18 protein-coding genes are annotated in these 20,831 nt (G+C 60.6%); 6 read left to right on the top strand and 12 right to left on the bottom strand.

The features are described 5' to 3' along the window. Nucleotides 1-58 precede the first annotated feature (58 nt). From B7Y89_RS09615 to peaA, 8 genes are read right to left on the bottom strand one after another with little or no spacing between them, the layout of a single operon-like run. On the bottom strand, nucleotides 59-2,101 hold the full coding sequence (locus B7Y89_RS09615) for a tetratricopeptide repeat-containing sulfotransferase family protein (protein WP_292937963.1): 2,043 nt from the start codon (nucleotides 2,099-2,101) through the stop codon (nucleotides 59-61). Next, nucleotides 2,098-2,811, bottom strand: coding sequence for a S8 family serine peptidase (locus tag B7Y89_RS09620; RefSeq protein ID WP_292937964.1), 714 nt, complete (start codon nucleotides 2,809-2,811; stop codon nucleotides 2,098-2,100). The genes B7Y89_RS09615 and B7Y89_RS09620 overlap by 4 nt, the downstream gene beginning before the upstream one ends. Beyond that, a complete protein-coding gene (locus B7Y89_RS09625; RefSeq protein ID WP_292937966.1) occupies nucleotides 2,804-4,507 on the bottom strand; it encodes an ABC transporter ATP-binding protein in 1,704 nt (567 codons plus the stop codon). The genes B7Y89_RS09620 and B7Y89_RS09625 overlap by 8 nt, the downstream gene beginning before the upstream one ends. Next, the gene (locus B7Y89_RS09630; protein WP_292937968.1) at nucleotides 4,504-5,538 is read right to left on the bottom strand and encodes a hypothetical protein; all 1,035 of its coding nucleotides are present in this window, start codon (nucleotides 5,536-5,538) and stop codon (nucleotides 4,504-4,506) included. Before B7Y89_RS09630 ends, B7Y89_RS09625 begins: the two co-directional genes overlap by 4 nt. Continuing rightward, entirely contained in the window at nucleotides 5,535-6,623 is a 1,089-nt protein-coding gene (locus B7Y89_RS09635) for a hypothetical protein (protein ID WP_292937970.1), read from the bottom strand. Before B7Y89_RS09635 ends, B7Y89_RS09630 begins: the two co-directional genes overlap by 4 nt. Before the next feature lie 54 nt (nucleotides 6,624-6,677). Further along, nucleotides 6,678-7,004: a quinohemoprotein amine dehydrogenase subunit gamma gene (gene qhpC, locus B7Y89_RS09640; protein ID WP_054105952.1), complete on the bottom strand. Its 327-nt coding sequence runs from the start codon at nucleotides 7,002-7,004 to the stop codon at nucleotides 6,678-6,680. Further along, nucleotides 7,001-8,455, bottom strand: a complete 1,455-nt coding sequence (gene peaB, locus B7Y89_RS09645; RefSeq protein WP_292937974.1) for a quinohemoprotein amine dehydrogenase maturation protein — start codon at nucleotides 8,453-8,455, stop codon at nucleotides 7,001-7,003. The genes qhpC and peaB overlap by 4 nt, the downstream gene beginning before the upstream one ends. Beyond that, a complete protein-coding gene (peaA, locus tag B7Y89_RS09650; protein ID WP_292937975.1) occupies nucleotides 8,452-10,236 on the bottom strand; it encodes a quinohemoprotein amine dehydrogenase subunit alpha in 1,785 nt (594 codons plus the stop codon). Before peaA ends, peaB begins: the two co-directional genes overlap by 4 nt. 311 nt (nucleotides 10,237-10,547) lie before the next feature. On the opposite strand from peaA, the gene B7Y89_RS09655 reads away from it, so the two are divergent. Genes B7Y89_RS09655 through B7Y89_RS09675 form a run of 5 tightly spaced genes read left to right on the top strand, consistent with a single transcriptional unit; the run spans nucleotide 10,548 to nucleotide 14,690 of the window. Next, nucleotides 10,548-11,813, top strand: a complete 1,266-nt coding sequence (locus tag B7Y89_RS09655; protein ID WP_292937977.1) for a glycosyltransferase family 2 protein — start codon at nucleotides 10,548-10,550, stop codon at nucleotides 11,811-11,813. Between the two features lie 2 nt (nucleotides 11,814-11,815). Then, nucleotides 11,816-12,505, top strand: a complete 690-nt coding sequence (locus B7Y89_RS09660) for a class I SAM-dependent methyltransferase (RefSeq protein WP_292937979.1) — start codon at nucleotides 11,816-11,818, stop codon at nucleotides 12,503-12,505. Next, nucleotides 12,502-12,903 (top strand): GtrA family protein, encoded by a 402-nt coding sequence (locus B7Y89_RS09665; RefSeq protein ID WP_292937981.1) that lies wholly within the window; start codon nucleotides 12,502-12,504, stop codon nucleotides 12,901-12,903. Before B7Y89_RS09660 ends, B7Y89_RS09665 begins: the two co-directional genes overlap by 4 nt. Further along, a complete protein-coding gene (locus B7Y89_RS09670; protein ID WP_292937983.1) occupies nucleotides 12,903-13,565 on the top strand; it encodes a class I SAM-dependent methyltransferase in 663 nt (220 codons plus the stop codon). Before B7Y89_RS09665 ends, B7Y89_RS09670 begins: the two co-directional genes overlap by 1 nt. Before the next feature lie 3 nt (nucleotides 13,566-13,568). Then, entirely contained in the window at nucleotides 13,569-14,690 is a 1,122-nt protein-coding gene (locus B7Y89_RS09675; RefSeq protein WP_292937985.1) for a glycosyltransferase family 4 protein, read from the top strand. On the opposite strand, the gene B7Y89_RS09680 is transcribed toward B7Y89_RS09675, so the two are convergent. From B7Y89_RS09680 to B7Y89_RS09695, 4 genes are all read right to left on the bottom strand, one after another. Further along, nucleotides 14,680-16,413 (bottom strand): hypothetical protein, encoded by a 1,734-nt coding sequence (locus tag B7Y89_RS09680; protein ID WP_292937987.1) that lies wholly within the window; start codon nucleotides 16,411-16,413, stop codon nucleotides 14,680-14,682. The two genes, B7Y89_RS09675 and B7Y89_RS09680, sit on opposite strands and share 11 nt — an antisense overlap. Nucleotides 16,414-16,481: 68 nt before the next feature. Next, entirely contained in the window at nucleotides 16,482-17,219 is a 738-nt protein-coding gene (locus B7Y89_RS09685) for a cytochrome b/b6 domain-containing protein (protein WP_292937989.1), read from the bottom strand. 11 nt (nucleotides 17,220-17,230) lie between these two features. Continuing rightward, a complete protein-coding gene (locus B7Y89_RS09690; RefSeq protein WP_292937991.1) occupies nucleotides 17,231-17,686 on the bottom strand; it encodes a cytochrome c in 456 nt (151 codons plus the stop codon). 150 nt (nucleotides 17,687-17,836) lie between these two features. Then, a complete protein-coding gene (locus B7Y89_RS09695; RefSeq protein ID WP_292937993.1) occupies nucleotides 17,837-18,934 on the bottom strand; it encodes a putative sulfate exporter family transporter in 1,098 nt (365 codons plus the stop codon). A 111-nt stretch (nucleotides 18,935-19,045) separates the two neighbouring features. Here B7Y89_RS09695 and B7Y89_RS09700 point away from each other — a divergent pair, with 111 nt between their 5' ends. Next, nucleotides 19,046-20,275 carry an MFS transporter gene (locus B7Y89_RS09700; RefSeq protein WP_292937995.1) on the top strand — a complete coding sequence of 410 codons (1,230 nt, stop codon included), beginning with the start codon at nucleotides 19,046-19,048 and terminating at the stop codon, nucleotides 20,273-20,275. Nucleotides 20,276-20,831 lie beyond the last annotated feature (556 nt).

Consider the following 20,831-nt stretch of genomic DNA (forward strand, 5'->3'; position numbering starts at 1 on the left):
CTTCTCCCCCCTCCCGCTTGCGGGAAGGTCGGGGGTGGGCATCACAGCGTCCGTAAAATCAGGCGGAGGGCGCGTCCGGATAAGCCGCCAGAACCGGCCCCAGCGCATCGACCAATGGCCCAAGCCATGGCTCGTAATTCCGCCAGGGCTCAAGCCCGTCGCGGAAGATCGGTTTGCGCACTTGTTCCGAACTGGCCGTGCGCACGGCGCGGTCATTGTTGTAAAATTCAAGGCAGCCCTGCTCGAACGGCAGGCCGATATAGTCCAGCACACGCCGCACTTGCGCTTCGGTATCGGCCACCATCTCTTCATAAATCACGCGGTGCACAGCGCCGGGGGCATGCATGTCAAACGCTGCCATCAGCCCCACATAATCGCGGTAATAGCGCCCGATCTCGCCCAGATCATAAGTGAAGGTCTGGCCACGCGCGAAGTGCTGCTTCCAGCCGGAAATGCAGCATGACAGCGGATGCCGCCGCGCATCGATGATCTTGGCATTGGGCAGGATCAGCTTGATCAGGCCCACGTGCTGCCAATTGTTGGGCATCTTGTCGATAAACAGGGGCCGGTCGGTCTGCCGATGCACCCGCGTCCGCTCGATATATTCCTCGCCCAATCGCGTGCGGTCATCGGGCGAAAGCGAGGCTATCATTGCGCCAAAATCGGGAAATTCACCCTCGTCCACGCGCGATTGCAGGCGGGCAGCCATCATCATCATCTCGGGCAATTCCATCGTGCCCTCGATCTGGCTGTGGCTCGCCAGAATTTGTTCCACCAGCGTCGATCCCGAACGCGGCAAGCCCACCACGAATACCGGGTCGGGGGCAGGGCAACCGCCCGGTCCCATTTGTGCGATGAAGGTGGCGGTAAACGTCTGCGCCGCAGCGCGCGCTTCGGCGCTGAAGCTATCGGCATCGTGCAGCACCATCGTGCGGCGCAAGGCATTGCCCGCGTCATAATGGCGGAACGATGCGGGATAATCCCGCGCATCCTCGAACGCCTTGCCCAAAGAGAAGTGCAGGTGGAACACATCCTCCTTGCGCTCCTCCGCCTCGCCATCCAGCGATGCCAGTGCGGCTTGCATCGTGGCAATATCACCCGCGTCCAGCTTTACCGTCTTCAGATTGGCAAGGCTCCACCAAGCCTCACCCATCGTCGGTTGATAGTGCACAGCCTGCCGGTAAGCGTTCACTGCCTCGTTCTGTGCGCCCAGCGTTTTAAGGACGTGGCCAAGGTTCTGCCACACTTGCGGCTGTTCGGGCTGTGCGGCCAAAAGCTCTTCGTAAATCCCGCGCGCGCGGTCCTGATGGCCCAGCTTCACCAGCACGGAGGCCAGAATCAGTTTGTGCCCCGGCGCTTCCACCGGCGATTCGATCAGCACTTCGGCATGGGCCAGCGCATCGGGCAGTCGGTTGGTCTGCATCAGCAACCGGATCAGGAAATCGCGCGCCAGATCAAAGCCGGGAGCCGCCAGAACCGCGCGCTCCACCCATTCCAGCGCCGCCGTCATATCCCCGCGCCGCCATGCGATTTCGCCCACCATCCGGCATGCAGGCGGATCATCGGGCAGTCGCACCAGCCGCGCTTTCAGCACCGCGTCGGCCTCGTCCAATTGCCCGTCGTTCACGGCCAAGGCGGCCTTTTGCAATTCGGCATCGTGCGATGAAGCGTAGATGGCCGATAGCTCTGCCCGCCACGCATCGCCCGCATGTCCCAGCTTGCGCAAGCACCGCGCCAGCACGAACCAGCCCGCCGGAATGCCCGGCTGCACTTGCGTCAGCGCCTGCAACGCTGCCACCGCGCGCCCGTTGTCGCCCAGTTCCGCGCTCAATTCGCCCAGTTCCCACAACACTGCGGGCACCCGCGCATTGGCCCGTGCCAGTGCATCCAGCCGCGCCAAGGCTTGCTTGCCTTTGCCTATGCGTCGCAAAGCACGCGCAGCAAGGAACTCTGCGGGTGGATATCCAGGCGCTTGCCGCAGCAGCGCTTCAGCCTTTGTCAGCGCCACATGTGGCTGTCCGTCCAGCAATGCCTCAGCCTCGGCCAATGCCGCTGCAGGCGGCGCGGGTCTGCGGACAGGCGGACGTGTCGTCTGGATCATGCGTCCTGTCTAGGCTGCACCTTCTCACTCGCGTGTACGTCAATCGGCGCAAACCGGGCCAGCACGTCGGCGCGCGCTATAGGCCTGCCATGACAGTTCGCCGCCACCCAACCGGTTACTTGCGCCACGGCAAAGCTGATGCCGTACAGGTTGCGCTGTTGCGGTACGCCGGGGATGGGGCGGGGATAGCCCGCGGCATAGACCACCCCATCTGCGCCAAGGCCGGGAGCCCCGCGCGGCACATCCCAATCCAGCCCCACGCCCAGTACTTGCGGCAAGCACCCCGGCCAGCACGGCGCACCTTCGGCCTCGCGCGCGGCCACGATCAATGCTCTTGCCGCCACTGCCTCATCGGCCAGCGCCGCAAACACATCGGCATGCGCTGCATTGGGCGTGCCAAGGCTGAGGTTGATCAGATCCACCCGCGCTTCAATCGCGCAACGGATTGCGCCCGCCAGCGCCCGCGCACTGGCACGCAAACCCTCGCGGAACACCCGGATCGGCAGGATCAAGGCATCGGGCGCTTGTTCCTGAATGGCTGCTGTCACAGCGGTTCCATGGCCCAGCCGGTCCAGCGCCTCGTCCTCTCCATGCAGCACCGTACCGTCCGCCAGCAATGATAGCCCTGGAAGCAGCCAGTCGGCGGCAATATGCGGATGGGCGGGATGCACCCCGCTGTCGATCACCGCGATGCGCAAGGGGTCAGCCATGTGTGGTCACCTGCGGTGCAATGCTGGCGTGGCCGTGATCCAGCCGGATGACGTGATCGGCCATTTCCGCCAGCGCCGGTTTGTGCGTTATCACGATCAATGTGGCGTCGGGCAAAGCGCGGCGTAGCCCTTGCGCCACCACCATCTCTGTCGCCTCGTCCAGAGCCGCTGTCGGCTCATCCAGGATCAGCACATCGGGCTGGCGCAGCAGCGCACGGGCGATGGCGATGCGGTGTCGCTCTCCGGCAGACAGCGCAAGGCCGCGTTCGCCGGTGCGCGTATCCAAACCTTCGGGCAGGCGCGCAATCAGCGGATCCAGCCCCGCCGCGCTTGCCGCCGCCTCAATGTCTGCGCGCGATGCCGCTTCGCGCGCAAAGGCGATGTTCTGCGCGATCGTTGCGTTGAACAGGAACGGGGCCTGATCTACCAGCAGCACCCGCGCGCGCAAATCAGCCAGCGCCAGTTCGCGCATGTCGATGCCATCAATCGTCACGCGGCCTGTAACCGGATCGTGGAACCGCACCAGCAAATCGGCCAACGTCGATTTTCCTGCGCCCGATGGCCCGAGGATCGCGGTCATTGCTCCTGCGGGGATTGTAAGGTCCACATCCCGCAGCACTGCCTCGCGCCCGTGATCCATCGAAACGCCCTCGAAACGGATTTCGCGTTTCACCCCTGCCAAGGCTTTGGGCGATGCTGCCTCTGTCACTTCAGGGGCGGTATCAAACAATTCGAAAATCCGCGCCAAGGCCACCCGCGCCGTCGCCAGCCCCGCAGTGAGGCCCATCAATGCCTGCACCGGCCCCAGCAACCGCCCGTGATACGTGATAAACGCCACCAGCGCGCCGATGGTCATCGTGCCATCGATGATCTGCTTGCCGCCATAGATCATTACCGCCGCGCTGGATGCGGTAACAATCGTTCCGGGCAGCGCGCCGGTCATGAACGAGACGGTCTGCATTTTCAGCATCGTGGCGATGAAACCGCCGTTGGCTGCGCGGAAACGCCCTGCCTCGTGCGCCTCTGCGCCCAATGTGTTGACCGTGCGCATACCCATGATCGTATCGACCAGCAGGCTGCCGATATCTGCGCCGCTTTCACGCATCTGGCGCGAAAGGTCGGTCATCCGGCGCTGGAAATGCAGGAAGCTGGCGACAGCCAGCGGCACAAGCACCGTGCCCACCAGAAACAGCTTCCAGTCCAGCCACAGCATCATCGCCACACTGCCTGCAAAGAACAGGACATTGCTGACCACCGAAAGCAGCGTATCGCCCACCACGCGCTGCACATCGGACACATCGCTGTTGAGGCGCGACATCAGATCGCCCAGCCGGAACGATCCGTAAAAGCGGGGGGAAAGCCTTTGCAAATGCCGCAGCAACGCCACTCGCATATCAAACAGCATCGCGGCGGAAATGGCGACATAGCGGTATGAAACCAATGCGTTGACCGCAAATCCGCCAACGGTTGCCCCCACCATCAGCGCAGCGATCTTGACCAGCATGTCCCAATCACGCTTGATCAGCGCCTCATCGATCATCAGCTTGGATATCAGCGGCTGCGCAAGGTTAAGGCCGGTAGCGACAAGGCTGGCAAGCAGCACCAGCGCGAGGCGCGGAGCGTAAGGTTTCAGCCAGGGCCACAGCCGCCCATAGGTGCTCCACGGTGCAATTTTGGGGGCAGGTGCCTTATTCACGCTACCAATTCCCGGCGGACCAGATCAAAGCCGTGCAGGGCAAAGCGCGGTTCGGGCATCTTCGCCAAACGGGCGGTGCACCAGTCATATCCGCCACGCGATGCGGCATATTGTGTGCGCCACCATGGTGATGATCCCGCCCCGCCATAAAAAGGCAGCGACAATTGCAAATGGCGGCGCATCGCCGCCAGCAGCATCGACTGGTAATGCGTTATTAGGGCTGCCGGGTCTTCCCCCCGGCCAAGCGCGGTGACAACGGCGCTGGCCAGAATGGCCTCGCGCACGGCCTGCGCGGTGCCATCGCCGCAGATCGGATCGAACGCCAGCGCCGCCGTGCCCAGCGCCAGCCAGCCTTCGCCCGCCAACTGCTCCAGCATACGCGGCGATGTGTCGAACGTGCCGCTGGCAGGCGCTATTGTTTCAATCAGCGGGGCAATCATTGGCGCTTGTGCAGCAAGGATATCGGGCACCCCGCCCACGGCCAGCAGCCACGCGCCGCCCATGCCATCAGGGATCAGGAACAGCCAACCATCATCCACCGATTCAATCCAGCATGTGGCCGGATCTGCGTTGGCGGAAAGGCGCACGCGGGCCGTGGCCGATAGCCTTTCGCCGAATCGCTGGATGCTGGCAGCCGGGAACGGCGCCATTCCGAAAATGGTGGTCAAACCATTGGTATCGCCTGATGTTGGAAAGTTTCCCTGGGGAAACATATCAAGAACATTTGCCAGATCGTGTTCGGAAACGACCACCGCGCCATGCGGCATGGCGACGGCTTCACCCGCCCCCCAGCGCACCACGCGGCGTTCGATCCGAACCTTGTCCGCAAACAGATCCGGTTTGGCAAAGACATCGCGGAGCAGCGCCAAAGCCGGGTCGCTCAACATGATAACCGGAACCGGGCGGCGCGTGCCCGGCTCGTGAACTACACTGATGCCGGCGCGGTTCAGCAGGTGTGCGGCGGTCGCAACCGCCACACCCTGCCCGCGCAACATAATCAGGGGCGCGCGGAAGAGATCGCTGGCCGTCACTGGGTGATGATCATCCCCGCGCCGGTGGTGTCATTGCCCAGATCAATGGTCTTGATATGCGCCAACGTCTGCGCATCATACATCTCGATGTCATAGCTTGCGCCATAGATATACAGCATCTTGCCATCGCCCGACATGCCGAACTGGAAGCGTGTGCGGCAGGGGAATTCAGCCTTGTTCTTCACCAGATTGGTTGAAAGATCAAAGTGCCAGAATTCGCACCGCTTGTTGCCGACCTTCTCTTGCGTAACCACGGTCCAGCCTTCTTTCATGTCGGCCGAAACCTGCAAACCGGCCATGCCGCCGCCCACCGGTGCAGGGCCAATCGGGCGGAAGGCGAAGGTCTTGGTCGCCAGATCGAAGCGGCCCACACCGAAGATTTTGTTGCGGATATAGGGGTCTTGCGCGTTGAACAGCGAGACGTATTCATTCGGGTTGCGCAGCGTTTCCACGCCCCCGCCAAAGCTCACGCCTTCAATACAGGTCGCTTCAGGCTTGGAAAACTCCAGCCGGTCTTTCACTTTCAGATCAGCGGTATCGATAACCAGCACCTTGTCGCGGATGAGGAACATGGTCTTGCCATCGGCGGACATCATGTAATTGCCGCGCCCGCTGCCATTGCGCACATCTTCTTCGGGCACTTCAACCATGCGCACGACCGACTTCTTTTGCAGATCGATCACGCCAAACATCTGCGGGCTGACGGTATAACGGTCCGGCAGCTTCTCGAACTTCTGGATCATCGTGTAAAAGAACTTGCCGGTCGGATCAGGCACGCCGCCGTTAAAGCGATAGCGCGTGGTCGGCGTGTTCAGGCTGAACGAATTGATGACCTTCTTTGATTTCGTGTCGATCACTTCGATCCCGCTGGTGGTGATCGTCGTCACGTAAATCTTCGATTTGTCGTTCGACAAACGCATTGATGTGGGCAGTCCCGATGCCAGCGTCAGCCGGTCCTGCACTGCGCCTGTCGCCTCATCCAGCACCAGCATCTTGTCGGGATACGAACCCATGAACAGCGTCGAAGCCTGCGCGGCGCTTGTTCCGGCAAGGAGGGCAGCGATATAAACACCGAGTTTCTTCATGGAAACGCTCTTCCGGTCAGGGTGATCAGGGCAAATTGACAACAGCGCAAAACATCACGGGAAGATGATGTCGAGGCTCCGCCAGTCCTTGGCCGCCGTGGCGCAATTGCTGGCCCAATCGGGTGAATAGTTCACATGGTCGGGCACCTGGACCGGCCAGAAGCAGGTGACATAGCAATCGTAAATGTCGCGCTCTGCCGGTTGGCACAGGCCCGCCGTGCCGCCACCTGCGTCCACTTCCCAACCGGGCGAGAACGAGATCGAGCAGCCCATCGGGGTGTGCATCGGCTTTTGCTGAAGCGCGATAACGTCTTCTTCGGTCGAGGAGATCGTTTCCTCGATCCGCTTGGCCTTCTTGTTCAGTGGTGTCAGGTGCTTCATGACAAGCCCTTTCGTGCAGCAAAGCGTTCAAGAAATTCGGGGTTGCGGGCAGCGACGGTGCCGTAGATTTTCAGGCACGCATCGGTCCATTCGCGGATCCAGTCGCAGTAATGCAGATTGGCGTGGCCGGTATCGCCATAGCGCACGAAGGCTTCGTGATGGCATCCGCCTGCACACAGTGGCCGCGCCCAGCACGATGCACATTCGTACTTCGAACCAACATGGCCGCGCGTCAGAAAGTCGGTGCGCTTTTCCTTGTCCAGCCCGGTCGTCACATGGCCCAGTACATGGGTATCGGCATCGGTAAAGCGGTGGCAGGGCGAAAGATCGCCGGACGGGCTGACGCCGACAAGGCCGAGGCCAGCGCCACAAGGGTGCGACTTGTTGGTGCCCTGGATCAGTTCGCTGATGGTTTCGGACACGTTCGAAAAGCCGTGCATTTCCCCGCGTAGCGCGAATGCCAGCCACTCGGCGGCCAGTTCGTGAAAGGCGGAAACCACCGTGTCCATGCCATCGCTGTCGAGCGTATAGGTCTGCTCGCCCGAATCCGTCACCGGCGCAAAGCCGACTTCGTGAAAGCCCAGATCATCCTTGAGGTGGCGATAGATGCGGATCACATCGGTCACGCCTTCGGTCAAGGTGACGCGGGCGGTGATCGCGCGTGTCTTGTGTCCGGCAATCAGCTTGCGCAGGCGCGGTTCCATGACTGCATAAGAACCCTTGCCGTTTTTATAGACGCGGCGCTTGTCCTGAAGATCGGGCGGGCCATCCATCGAAACGGTGACGCCCACCGCCTGATCGGACAGGAACTGGATGATCTCGTCTGTCAGCAGCGTGGCGTTTGTCGTCAGGCTGTAGGTCATCCGCTTGCCCCTCGCGGCGGCGGCCTCGTTTGCGTAAAGCACCACATCGCGCAGCAGCTTGAAGTTCATCAGCGTTTCACCGCCAAAGAACGTGATGTGCGGGCTTTCGCGGTCACCCGAACTGCTCAGCAGGAAATCGACCGAGGTTTTGGCGGTTTCCAGCGTCATGTATTTGGGCTTGCCCGCAGGCGTGGCGATTTTGTCAGCGCCAAATTCATAGCAATACGTGCAAGCCAGATTGCACTGGTTTGTGACGTTCAGCACCAGCGCCTGCAGCGGATAATCTTCAGGCGGGGCAGGCGGGGCCAGCGGCGCTTCGCGGATTTCATCCGAGACGATGCCGCGCACGGCGCGCAGTTCGCGGATCAGGTCTTCGGCATCGGCGCGCGAATAATTGGCCTCAACCAGCGCGCTAACCATCTCGCCATAGGCAAGTTGCTTTTCGCCGAGCAGCGCCATGACGCTGGCCGCACCTTCATCCAGCGCAAAGATCGCCCCTGCCGAAGCAAGGTACACGAAACCTTGGCCTTGAGCGTCAAACAGGTGGATGTCACCACGGCGGTATTTGGGGGAAAGGACGGTTGTCACTTGGCCACCTCCGGCTGATCCCAGCGTTTATAGGCAGGCACGGTCACGATCATGAACGACTTGGCGGTTAGCGGCTTGCCCAGCGCGTCCTTTTCAGACTTCGCAGTGGCCACGACCCAGACTTCGCCGTAATTGTTGCGGCCCCATTTGCGTTCCGGATTTGGCCCGTCAATCGCCGGGGTAAACAGCGCGTTATCGCTCAACTTGCCGACATAATTGACGTCGTCATCGTAATAGACCGTCTGGAACTCTTCCATCTTCCACGAAACGTCGACGGGACCAAGCGCCACGTCGTCCACCGTGTAGGGCTTCCCATCAAGGCCATTGTCGTAACCGATGGCATCGAACTGCGAATAGCCCGGCGTGTGCTTTTCGCTGCCGCCAAGGCGGGCAAGCGAGGTATCGGGCACGACCTTGAGGTAATCGACCTTTTTGTAAACGGGCAGGCCAGCGGCCAGCACTGACCCGCCAAGGCCCACATCATGCGCGCCAACTGCGGCGTCTGCTGCCACATCGACCGTTAGAACGGCCTCGGTCGGGCTGGCCGAAACCACTTTGCTGACGACCAAGCCCTTGCCCAGATCAATGTCGGAAGGCTTGAGACCGGCAGGGAATGCATCGCCGACCAGTTTCAGCGTCGCGCCCTTGGCTCCGGCCTTCAACGCATAGGGCCATACGGCGGCGATGGTGGGCTCGGCAGCGGCGCGGGTCAGCTTTACGTCAAAGCCGAACTCCTTGTAATCGCCCCAGAACCAGCGGCCCTGCGCCGATTTGCGATCGGGCGCGAACCACATCGTTTCGCGCGTTTCATGATCTTCTGGCGCATCGGCGCGGCTGCCTTCGGGGCCGCTTGATGATGTGCCACGCCATGAATAGCCGGTATAGACAAGACCCTTGCCCTTGCGGGTCAGGGTCGTGCCATCCTTCAAGGATTTCAGCGTGATGGACGTTGTGTAATCATCGTCTCCGGCAGCAGGTGTGACGATCATTTCGCCGGAATAAAGCCCTTTACCCGGCAGCATGGCATTGACCAGCCATTTGCCGCCCAGCTTGGCCGATTGCACCCGCGCGTCCCATTTTGCCCATTCAGGCGTAATCAGCGGCGCGGTCTTGTTCATGTAGTCCAGCGCAACTTCCACCGGCAGCGGCTTCTTCCCACCGGCCGGGACCGCAGGCAGGGTGGGGTCTTCCACCGCACGGCGGTATTGCGCATCGGCCTGCGAATACATGGCAACGTGCAGATTGGTCAGCAGGCCCCATTCCGCTTTGGAGCGCCGCCATGACAGCGGCTGCGCAAAGGCGTGGCACGATGCGCACGATTGGCGGATGGTTTCGTTGGGAATGTTGGTTTCATTGACCATGCGATGCTCGGTCAAATACATGACCGGCTTGGATTCTTCAGGGGCAAGACCGTGGCTGGCCGAAAGCGCGCGGACAACAGCCTTGGATTCCGCCGGGCTGATCGACAACCCGTTAAGCGCCACCATGCGCTTGATCACTTGTGCCCAACCTTCAGGCGTGGTGCGCACCCATGATATGCGCGAGAGGTTCCCCTTCGCATCTGCAGTATGGCAGGTGCCGCACTTTTCGGTGACGATCGCAGACTTCACCGGGATGCCGGTTTCGGTTTCAACCGGGTTTGATTTGTCACGCGCTGCCTGGGCAAATACCAGCGACGCGGGCAGGGCAGCAAGCCCCGCAAACTGGACCAAACGGCTGCGCATCAAGCGCTTGAGGCGACGGTCGGCGGTATCGCGGGTAACAGTCTCGGCCACGCTCATGGTCGCAATTTCCCCCTGAAGGCTTGGCCAAGCCCCAAACGAGTCGAACTTGGCCGTAGACCCAAGACTGGACAAGTGTCAAAAGTTGGTCAACGCCTTTGTTTGCATGTGCAAAGAAAGCAGCGGTGACGCCCCTTTTGACGAAGAGTGCCCAAAGTTCGGGGGTTACCATCACCCTGATAACTGCATGCGACCATACGCACTTCGCGCAAGGCCGACGCTGTGAAGCCCGGGCAGCCGGTACTTTAACCGATCGCTAACCATTTTCCGCCTAATCGTTAACGGTTCATGGTGAACGTCTAGGGGGCTTCATGGAGTTGCAGCATAAGGGGACTTTCGAGGGCGACCATTTGCCTCTCGCTGTCTCGATTGTCATGCCCTGCCTCAACGAAACGCAGTCGTTGCGCCATTGCATTGCCAACGCCCGCGAAGCCTTGGCACAGATCGAACGAAGCTACGGACTTGCCGGCGAAATCGTGATTGCAGACAACGGTTCTACCGACGGAAGTCAGGCGCTTGCCACCGTGCTGGGCGCACGTGTCGTAAATGTCTCACGCAAAGGCTATGGCGCGGCGCTGATCGGTGGTTTCAATGAAGCGTACGGCCGTTACCTGATCATGGGTGACTGCGATGGCAGTTACGATTTTACCGATGCCGTGCCGATGATCGGACGTCTGCTTGATGGTGCTGACTTGTGCATGGGTTCGCGCTTCAGGGGCGGTATCGCGCGCGGCGCCATGCCGTGGAAAAACCGCTATATCGGCAATCCTGTGCTGACCGGCGTGCTCAACCTGTTTTTCCGCGCAGGCATTGATGATGCCCACTGCGGCCTGCGCGCAATCCGCCGCGAAGCCTATGAAGCTTTGGGGCTTGATAGCGCTGGCATGGAATTTGCCAGTGAAATGGTGATCAAGGCCAGCCTCAAGCAAATGCGGACAGATCAGGTGGCGGCAACGCTTTCGCCAGATCTGCGTGACCGCGCCCCGCATCTTCGCCCATGGCGCGATGGCTGGCGGCACTTGCGCTATTTGTTCATGCTTAGCCCGACCTGGGCTTTTGGTGTGCCTGCAGCACTGCTTTTGGCCAGTGGAGCGCTGGTTCTGGCTATGGCGAGCCTGCATGATTTGGGGGTCACATCGGGCGAAACGCGCTTTGGCGTTAGCTGGACGATCCTTGCGACATTCATGGTAACAACCGGGCACTTTGCGGCCATTATGGCATTGGCCACGCACTTTTATGGTGTGCGCCAAGGCTATCGCCCCATGCGGACCGTGCTGCGCCGGTTGGAAACCGTCCTGACTTTGGAAAACGCCCTGCTGATTGGTGGCGGGTTGATGCTTGCCTCTGTCCTGTCGCTTGGCGCGGTGGGTGTGTGGTGGAGCGCCAATGCCTTTACCGCGCTATCGAACACGCTACCATTGCTGCTGGCGGTGGGTATGGGGGTTATCGGGGTGCAAACAGCGCTGGGCGGGGTCTTGCTGGCCGTCATCGCGGGGCATCAGGCGCAGTTTGGCACGGTCCAGCCCGGTACAGGGCCAGCCAAAGTGCCAACCAACGCCATGCAGAAAGCCGCATAACAATGGAGGCTCGTCGGCTAAACCCGCGCTTGTGGGACACAGACTGGCTTATGCTGCGCGGCCTTGCCAGCACCTTGAAGGAGCAGCTTGGCAGCCACCTTGGCAAAGGGGCGCGGCTGATTGATTTGGGTTGCGGGGATATGCCCTATCGCACTGCTATCGAACAGTTGGGCGTATCCTATCGCGGTGCAGACATTGTTGAAGGTGCAGATTTGCTGATCGGCCCCGATGGCAAGGTTGATCTGCCGGACGGAAGCGCCGATGCGGTGCTTTCCATCCAGGTTCTGGAACATGTCCGCGATCTTGATGCCTATTGCGCCGAGGCACAGCGTTTGTTGGGCCCCGATGGTACGTTGTTTCTGTCAACGCATGGCAACTGGCTTTATCATCCCCATCCTGAAGATCACTGGCGATGGACGCGGACCGGGCTTGAAGCGGCTCTGAATGATCGCGGTTTTACAGTGTGCGAAACGCGGGCACTGGTTGGCCCGCTTGCCACCACCACGATCATCCGGTTGACCGGCTTTGCTTGGGTTATCCGTAAATTACCGGTGCTGGGCGGTATGATTGCCGGTGCATTGGCGGTTGTAATGAATACGCGGGCGTGGCTGGAAGATTGCATCACGCCTGTGAACCTGCGCGATACCAATGCCTGCATTTACTGGGTGCGTGCCCGGAAGGTTGCGGCGTGAAAACCGGGCCCACCATGCGTTATCCGGTTGTGGCGGGCGTTTGCCTGTTGCTGAACAACGTGGTCTTGATAGCCGCCGACGCTGCCGGATTTGCATCAGTCCCTGCCGTGCTCATGTCGTTCGTTGTCGTGATGCTGACAGGCTATGCACTCCACAGTGTGTTTACGTTTCAGGAAACGGTCTCGATCCAACGTCTCGGCCGGTACGCTGTCGGAATGGCGGTGAATATTCCGATGGCCATTATCGTGTTGGGCTTGCTGCATGATTTTCTGGCCCTGCCAATGGTCATTGCATCGCCTGTTGCGTCAGTCATCCTGATGATAATCAATTTTGCGTTGAGCCGTTGGGCAATAAACGGGACCGGAATCCTGCAATCCCCGAACAGGAAAGACTGCTGATGACCACGATGCCTTCGACTATCGATCCGGTCGCGTTACGCTCGATCCTCGCCAGATATCTGCCGATCTACCATCGCCGCAAACCGCACTACCAAGAAGTGATGCTGCAAAGCCTGATGGCGGTGTGGAAAGGCCACCACGCCAGCCTGCTGGATATCGGCGGTGGCACAGGCGTTATTGCCGAAGCGATTGCGCGGTTGATGCCAGTGGCCCGCGTGGAAACGGTCGATATGGTCGACAGGTTTTGCGCCGGTCTGACAGTGCGGGCGCAGGCATATGACGGGAAAAGATTGCCATTTGCCGATGGCAGCTTTGATTCCGCCACCTTGAACAACGTGCTGCATCACGTGCCGCCAGCTCAACGGGTTGAACTGCTGTGCGAGATCCGCCGCACGGTCAGCGGGCCATTGTATATCAAGGATCATCTTCAGACGGGGATGATTGACCGCCTTCGCCTCATCGCGCTGGATGCCATTGGCAATACGCCGTTCGGAGGCATGATTGCCGCAGATTATCTTGGCTGGGACGAGTGGGTTGAAACCACCCAGCAAGCGGGCTGGAAAATCGCTGATCAAGCCGCCCCTGCGCGCTATCGCCGGGGCTTGATGGCGCTTGTTTTCCCGAACCGGCTTGAGATCACCCTGCGGCTTGAACCTGCCTGACGGATGCGGGTGCTGAATGTCTCGCATTTTTTCGAAGCCCATGGCGGGGGCATCGAACGGGTAGCAGGCCACATTTGCAGGCAATTTGCGGCGCAGAACCATGACGTTGTCTGGGCGGCCAGCGCAGCAGATGCGCTGCCGGACGGGCCGGAAATCACCACCATCCCGCTAAGTTGCATCAACCCCACCGAACGCCTGACCGGGTTGCCCATGCCGCTGCCGGGGCCACGCGGCATCATCGCGCTATGGCACGCGGTGCGCCAGACTGATGCGGTGATTGTCCATGACGCGCTGTATATCACATCAATCATCGCGGTGCTGGCGGCACGCCTTCAAAAGCGCCCTGTCGTTTTGATCCAGCACATCGCAAGCCTCAAATTCTCGTCCGCTTTCATGCGCGGGATAATGCGCCTTACCAATTTTCTGGTCACCGGTCCGATGTTGCGATGGGCAGACCAGGTCGTGTTCATCAGCGCATCGGTGCGGGACGCTTTTGACAAGGTTCCGTTCCGCAAGCCACCTTTGCTTATCTTCAACGGGGTGGACGCATCGGTTTTTCACGATCACCGCCAGCCAGACGAGAGCGCGGCCACCAGAACCCGGCATGGTTTGCCAGTCAGCGGCCCGCTGTTTTTCTTTGCGGGCCGGTTTGTCGAGAAAAAGGGTGTGGCCGTGTTGCGCGCCTTGGCCTTGGCGCGGGGCGATGCGACTTTTGTTCTGGCCGGAGCAGGCCCGATAGACCCCGGCAAATGGGGGTTGCCCAACGTGAGAGCGGTTGGCGGCCTGCAACCGGCAGAGATCGCGGCTTTGATGCGGACGGCTGACGCGCTGCTGTTACCCAGCATGGGCGAGGGCTATCCGTTGGTGGTGCAAGAAGCGCTGGCCTGCGGTTTGCCGGTCATTTGCGGCATGGACAGTGCTTTGGCTGATCCTGACGCGGCAAAGTTCATTGTCGGCATCGAGGTTGATCATGCCGACGTTGATGGCACCGCGACACGGGTCGGGATGGCCATGAACTTGCTGGCAACGCAGGAAGACCACCGCGCTGAAATGGCGCGCTATGCGCTTGATACATACAGTTGGGATGCCATGGCGCGCCGCTTGGTCGAAGCCATTAAGGCTTGAATTCCACAATCCGGCAGCCGGCTTTACCAAAGTGTGCGGTGATCCGGGCATTGGCAGCATCTGCCGTTGGCGAGCTTGTGCGGTAAAAATCGGCAAGCGGCTGTAGCGTTGTGTTGCCAACGAATGTGACTGTCGGGCCGCCAGCACAAATGTCTTGTACGGCTTTTGCGGTCAGCGCTTCGCGCAGCAGACGAATGGGGCGGCGGTTCAGCGACGGCGGATTGTAGACCAGATCATAGGCGTCACGCGCGTCACCGGCGCCGATTACCGCATAATCTGCATCGATCTTGTCAATCCGCTGCGAGGCCTGCGCTGGCGCGGCGTAAAAGGCATAGGCCATCCAGCCTTGCACCGGGATCATGATAAAGGCGCCCGCAATTGTCGTGCGCACCAGGAAGCTGCGCCACTGGCCAAAGACTTCAGTTTGGGCAAGCGCACGCCAGCCGAAAACGGCCAGCAAAATGGCATTGCCGATAAGCCCGTGGACATAACGATAGCCGAACCCGTGGCCCTGATACGGCAGGAGCACGGCCATTGCGAAGACGGTAAGAATGATGCCGCCTACCAGACCACCGGCAAGGGCATTGCCCCGCGTGACCCTTGCGCCAATCAGCATGAGCGGCAGCAGCAGCAGATGTTGCCATGCAATAAGCCGCAGGAAATTCAACAACATGTAAGCAAGGCCACCGGAATCGCGGTGTTTGAGAACCTCGATGGTGCGCGTCATGAAATCCACACCTGCCGGGCGCAGCGCTGAAGGATCGGCCTGTACCAAGCCCCACGCAAAACTGGGCCACCACAGCCAGAATGCGCCGATCACGGCATAGCCGATGAAATAGAGCGCCGCCCGCCGCCATGCGCGATCCCGGACGAGAGTGATCAGAACAGGGGCCGCGAACAACGGGTGCATGATCGGCTGATGCAGGCCAACCGCAATGAAGCCGACAAGTAGCGCGGCAAGATCCCATTTCCATGATCCGCGCAAGAACAGCCATAACCATGACAAGTTCAACGCAAGATGGGCGGGCATGGCGTAACTGGTCATGCCGGTGACCAGAATTTGCGCTGAACCGGCGTAAAGGATCAGGGCGAGCGTTGCGGCCTCTTTATCTTGCGGCCAGATGCGGCGGACACAGCCCCATAACGCTATCGCTCCCAGCGCGGTCATCAGCGGACCTGTTATTGCGCCAAAGGCTGCGCGAAGTCCGGCATTGAGCGGCAGATAGGACGATATCCAGGCACCGCGCGAGTCTGCCGGATACATGAAGCTGACGTTGAGCACTTCGGCATGATCGCGCCACAGGGCGGGCAATTGCGCGACCAGATGGCCGCTGGCAAAGACCACAGCATCGAAGCTGGCCATCTGTTCGTCCCGGCTGCGGTCATAGCCGCTCAGCACCAGATAATGCCCGATAAAAGTAAGCAGAAGCAGCAAGCCTGTGCAGGCAAAAACGGCTTTTGCACTGAGGGTGGGCAGACCTGCGCGCGCGGGCAAACGCCAGCCGCACAAAAGCAGGATTGCAGTGCCCAGCAAGAGCAGCCAGCGATCCTGACGGTGCAAGTAGAACGTGGTGATGTTGGCCGCTTGCGAGAACGCCAGCGAAAGCACGAAAGCCACCAGCGTGGCGATGGCAAACAAGCGCAAAGGCGCGCTGAAACTTTCCCCCGCAGCGCTGGTCATCTCACCGCCAATGTTTGCAGTTGTGCCCGAACTTTGCGCCATGGTCCGGCAATGCCAAAAGATGGTTACCAGACGATTAAGCGGCGGTTTAACAGGGGCGCGTGCCGCGTTTACATATAGGAATCAGCGGCGGGGACATCTTGCAGTGTATCTGTCTGTTCCCACGGGAATTTGGCCCCCCACGGCGGTACGCCATAGCCGATCCACAGTGCGATGGCTGCGGCCAGCATGGCCACCACCACGGCCTTGATCCACGAACCAAGCGCTGGCTGTGCCACCCGCGTTGCAAAGGCCCTGCGTCCGCTGATCATGGGCGTGACCAGATCATTTTTGCGCACGATGCGATAGAACACGATTGCGGCAATATGCAGGACGACAAGGGCGGCCAACAGGTTGAACACGATGCCGTGCGCCTCGCTTGCCGCGGTGGCTGTGTCCCATGATACGAGGTGGTTGAGCGGCCCGGAATCAACCGCATCGGTATCTTGCGCGAAAAGCCCGAGGCTGACTTGCAACGCAAGCAGTCCCAAAAGCGCAACGACGCTGAGCGCGCCCAAGGGATTGTGGCCGACAACCGGATTGTCTTCCGGTGCCTTGAGATAGCGCGAAATGGCTTTTGGGCCTGCCACAAAGCGGCTGAAGCGCGCTGTTGTACTGCCCACAATGCCCCACATCAGCCGGAATACCACCAACCCCGCCATGGTCAGGCCCAGCGTGAAGTGCAGGTCCATTTGCCGTGTCTCGGCCGTCCACCACAGGGCCGGAAGCAGGGCAACAAAGCTCCAGTGCACCAGACGCACCGGAATGTCCCAAACCACAACTTTCACGTGCTGGACCTGATCAGTCATGTGGCGGGGTTTCAATCTTTGGGTTTGCGGAAGCTGTCATGACAGCCTTTGCATGAACCCCCGACCGCACCGGCGGCGGCTTTGATTTTCGCCATATCGCCCGAAGCGGCGGCGGCCTGCAAACCGGCAGTTGCGGTGACGAGGCGGTCAGTTGCCGCCTTGAATTCGGCAGGCTTTTCCCAGATTGCTGGCAGGGCTTCTGTTTTTACGCCAGCGCCGGGACCGGTTCCTTTGGGGAAGTGGCCGCCCACCTTCTGCGCGGATTGCGCAAGGACCGCAGAGTTCGCCCTGATTTTGGCAAGGCTGGCCGCAGGTTTTTTGAACTCGTCAAATATGCCCTTCATCGCCTTGCCCATGGCTTCGAAGTTTTGGTGGCGCTGTTTGAAAGCAGGGTTCGGGTTGGCGGCAACTGCGCTTATCGCAGGCAAAACCATCAGCGAGGCGGCGATTACATAAAGCTTTTTCATTATTCAAAACTCCAGACGAGCTTATCGAATACCACTGCATACCTGCCGAATATTCGATATTCGGCAATTCGCCATATGCTTACCTCGACTATGGCGAAATCATCCCGATTGGCAAGCCTGCAGCGCCGCCCTTTTGGTTCGGCCCTGATCCTAAAGCAGCAGTAGCGCAAAGGCGAGCGAGGCAGCAAAGCTGACCACCGTTGCGACGATCACCGGCAAGACCGATTTCATGCCGGTTTCCATCAGCAGATCAAGGCGGCTGCGCATGGCCGTGGCGATCACCGCGACAAGCAACAGCCCCTTTGACGCGCTGAGCGCCGTATCGCGCAGCGGGGTGGGCACTGCGACGAGCGAGTTGAGCAGGACAACGGCGAAGAACGCGGTGATGAACCACGGCAAGGCAAGGCGTTTCCACGCAGGGCGGTTGGCGGCGTCTTCGGCATTGCCGATGGCAAGGCCGGTGATGATGACGATGGGGGCGAGCAGAGCCACGCGGGACAACTTTACAATCGTGGCATAGCTTCCGGCAGGCTCGGAAAAGGCATAGCCCCCGCCGATGGCCTGCGCCACATCGTGGATCGATGCGCCGATCAGAAAGCCCGCCTGGCTGTCAGTCAGCCCAAGGTCTTCAGCCAGAATCGGATAGACCGACATCGCAAGCGCGCTGGCCATCGATACCACGACCAGCGTGATCGCGAACTGTGATTGGTTGAGCCGCTCCTTGCCGATGATTCCATAAAGCGCCATTGCCGCGCTGGCCCCGCAAATTGCGGTGGCCCCGCCCGCCAATATGCCGACATATCCGGACTGTCCGGCAAGGCGAGCCGCGATAATGCCCGCAAAGAACGTCACGCCCATAACCACCAGCAGCGCGCCGAACGGCGCAGCCCCCAATGATCCGATCTGGCCGAAGGTCACCTGCATGCCCAGCAGCACAACGCCAAACCTCAAACAAGTGCGCGAGGCGAAGTCCAGCCCTTTGTGGCTGTAGGGATCACGCGCGACGAAGCTGAGCGACAGGCCGATCAACAGGCCGAGCAGGATGATGGGGAAGTGGTAATGTTCCGATAGCCACGCCGCCGCCGCAGCCGCGATCGCGCAAATCGCAAGGCCGTGGAACACCGTATCGCGGGGTTCCGGTTCAGCGGCTTTGTGTTCGGCAAGATGGATCTCGCCAAACAAGTCTGCCGCCGATGGCAGGCTTGCCCAATCGATCTCCTGCCTGCCGTCACCTTGGCCCGCCACCATTCTCTCCTATTTTCTGTCCTACGGTGTCATATGCCTCTTTCATTACGCGCGAGGTTGGGTAATGTGCAAGCAGGAAGCGCAGGCGACGCTTTGCAAGACCGGAGAGAATGCATGAATGCTGGCGGCGGGCAGAAGATCGCGCGGGGCACCGCGATAGCATTGGTGACGCTGCTGTTTCTTGGCAATGCGCTCAATTATGTCGACCGGCAGGTGCTGGCGCTGTTGAAGCCCACGCTTGAGGCCGAATTCGGCTGGAGCGATGCGGATTACGCGCATCTTGGCTCCTCGTTCCAGATTGCCGCTGCGGGCACCTTGCTGTTCGTCGGCTGGTTTGTTGACCGGCTGGGCGTGCGCGTTGCTTATGCCATTGCGGTCACGGTGTGGAGCGCGGCGGGCATGGCCCATGCGCTGGCGCAAACGGTGCAGCAATTCGTGGCCGCGCGGATCGTGCTGGCGGCGGGGGAATCGGTCAGCACGCCAGCAGGCCTTAAAGCCGCGGCGATGTATCTGCCGGTAAAAGAACGCAATTTCGCCATCGGCTTGATCAATACCGCGCCCAATATCGGCGCAATCCTCACCCCCCTGCTGATCCCGCCTTTTGCGCTGGCTTTCGGCTGGCAAGCGGCCTTCTGGGTGACAGGTGCGCTCGGCTTTATCTGGTTGGCAGGCTGGTGGTTTGGCACCCGCAACCTCAAGCCGCTGGGCGATATGCCTGAACGCGCGCGCGTGCCGTGGGGCGTGTTGCTGTCCGATCGCAAGACGTGGACGGTGATCGGCGCAAAGTTCTGCATTGATGCGGTGTGGTGGTTCGTGCTGTTCTGGATGCCCGATTTCTTCAACCGCCAGTTCGGCATGTCGCAAGGCGCGCTCGGCTGGCCCATCGCCATCATCTTTACGCTGGCGGCCATGGGCGCGCTGACATCGGGCGGGCTTTATCCGATCCTGCTGTCACGCGGGCGCACCGTGAACGCCGCGCGCAAAACATCGATGCTGTTCTATGCGCTGGTCGTGCTGGCGATGCCGCTGGCCTTATTCACCGCAAACCCTTGGGCAGCCGCCGTGCTGATCGGCCTCGGCCTCTTTGCGCATCAGGGCTTTTCCACCAACGTCTTCGGCATGACCGCAGACATCATCCCCGCCACCCGCGTCGCCAGCGTGATCGCGCTGGGCGCGGTTGCGGGCAACCTTTCGGGCACGGGAATCATCGAATTCGCAGGCTGGTCGCTGACGAACGGGATGGGCTATGGGCCGTTGTTCGCGATTTGCGGCAGTGCCTATCTGGTGGCGCTGGCGTTCATCCAGGTGATGATGCCCAAGCTGGAACTGGCGGCGGCGGAATAAGCAAAAGCCCTCGCCCCTTCAGGGGAGAGGGTTGGGAGAGGGGGCGTGTGCCGCGCACGCCTCTCTTGCAGCAGCGGACTCAAGGTGCCCTTGTTTCGCGCAGAGACCGCCAAGAGCGCAGAGATGTGGAGAATGTACAAAGCCTCCCATCGATCCGCGATCCCCTGTGCCTCCCCACGCTATGTCTCTGCGGTCTTTGCGCGAACCCTTTCTCTCGCCGCACGCAGCAAAGAAAAGCCTAACCCCGGGTCAAGCCCGGGGCGACGATGAATGTGACGGCAGCTTTTGGGGGTTCGTGCACTTGGCACTGTTACTCCCCTCTCCCTTCGTCACCCTGAACTTGTTTCAGGGTCCATCCATCCGCTCGAACGGCGGCTTGCGTTGAGAAATGGATCCTGAAACAAGTTCAGGATGACGGCGGTTTTTGGGCCTTGGGCGGTTTGTGTTGATTGGCCGAAAGTGGGTGGAAAGTGGACATTGCGCTCAAGCCTCCGACATGAAAGAAAGTGGCGTGGCCTACTATATACGCGCCCTACCGATCCTGCTTATGCTCGCG

It is taken from the genome of Novosphingobium sp. 32-60-15 (assembly GCF_002280675.1).
In the GTDB taxonomy this organism is placed as follows: Bacteria; Pseudomonadota; Alphaproteobacteria; order Sphingomonadales; family Sphingomonadaceae; genus Novosphingobium.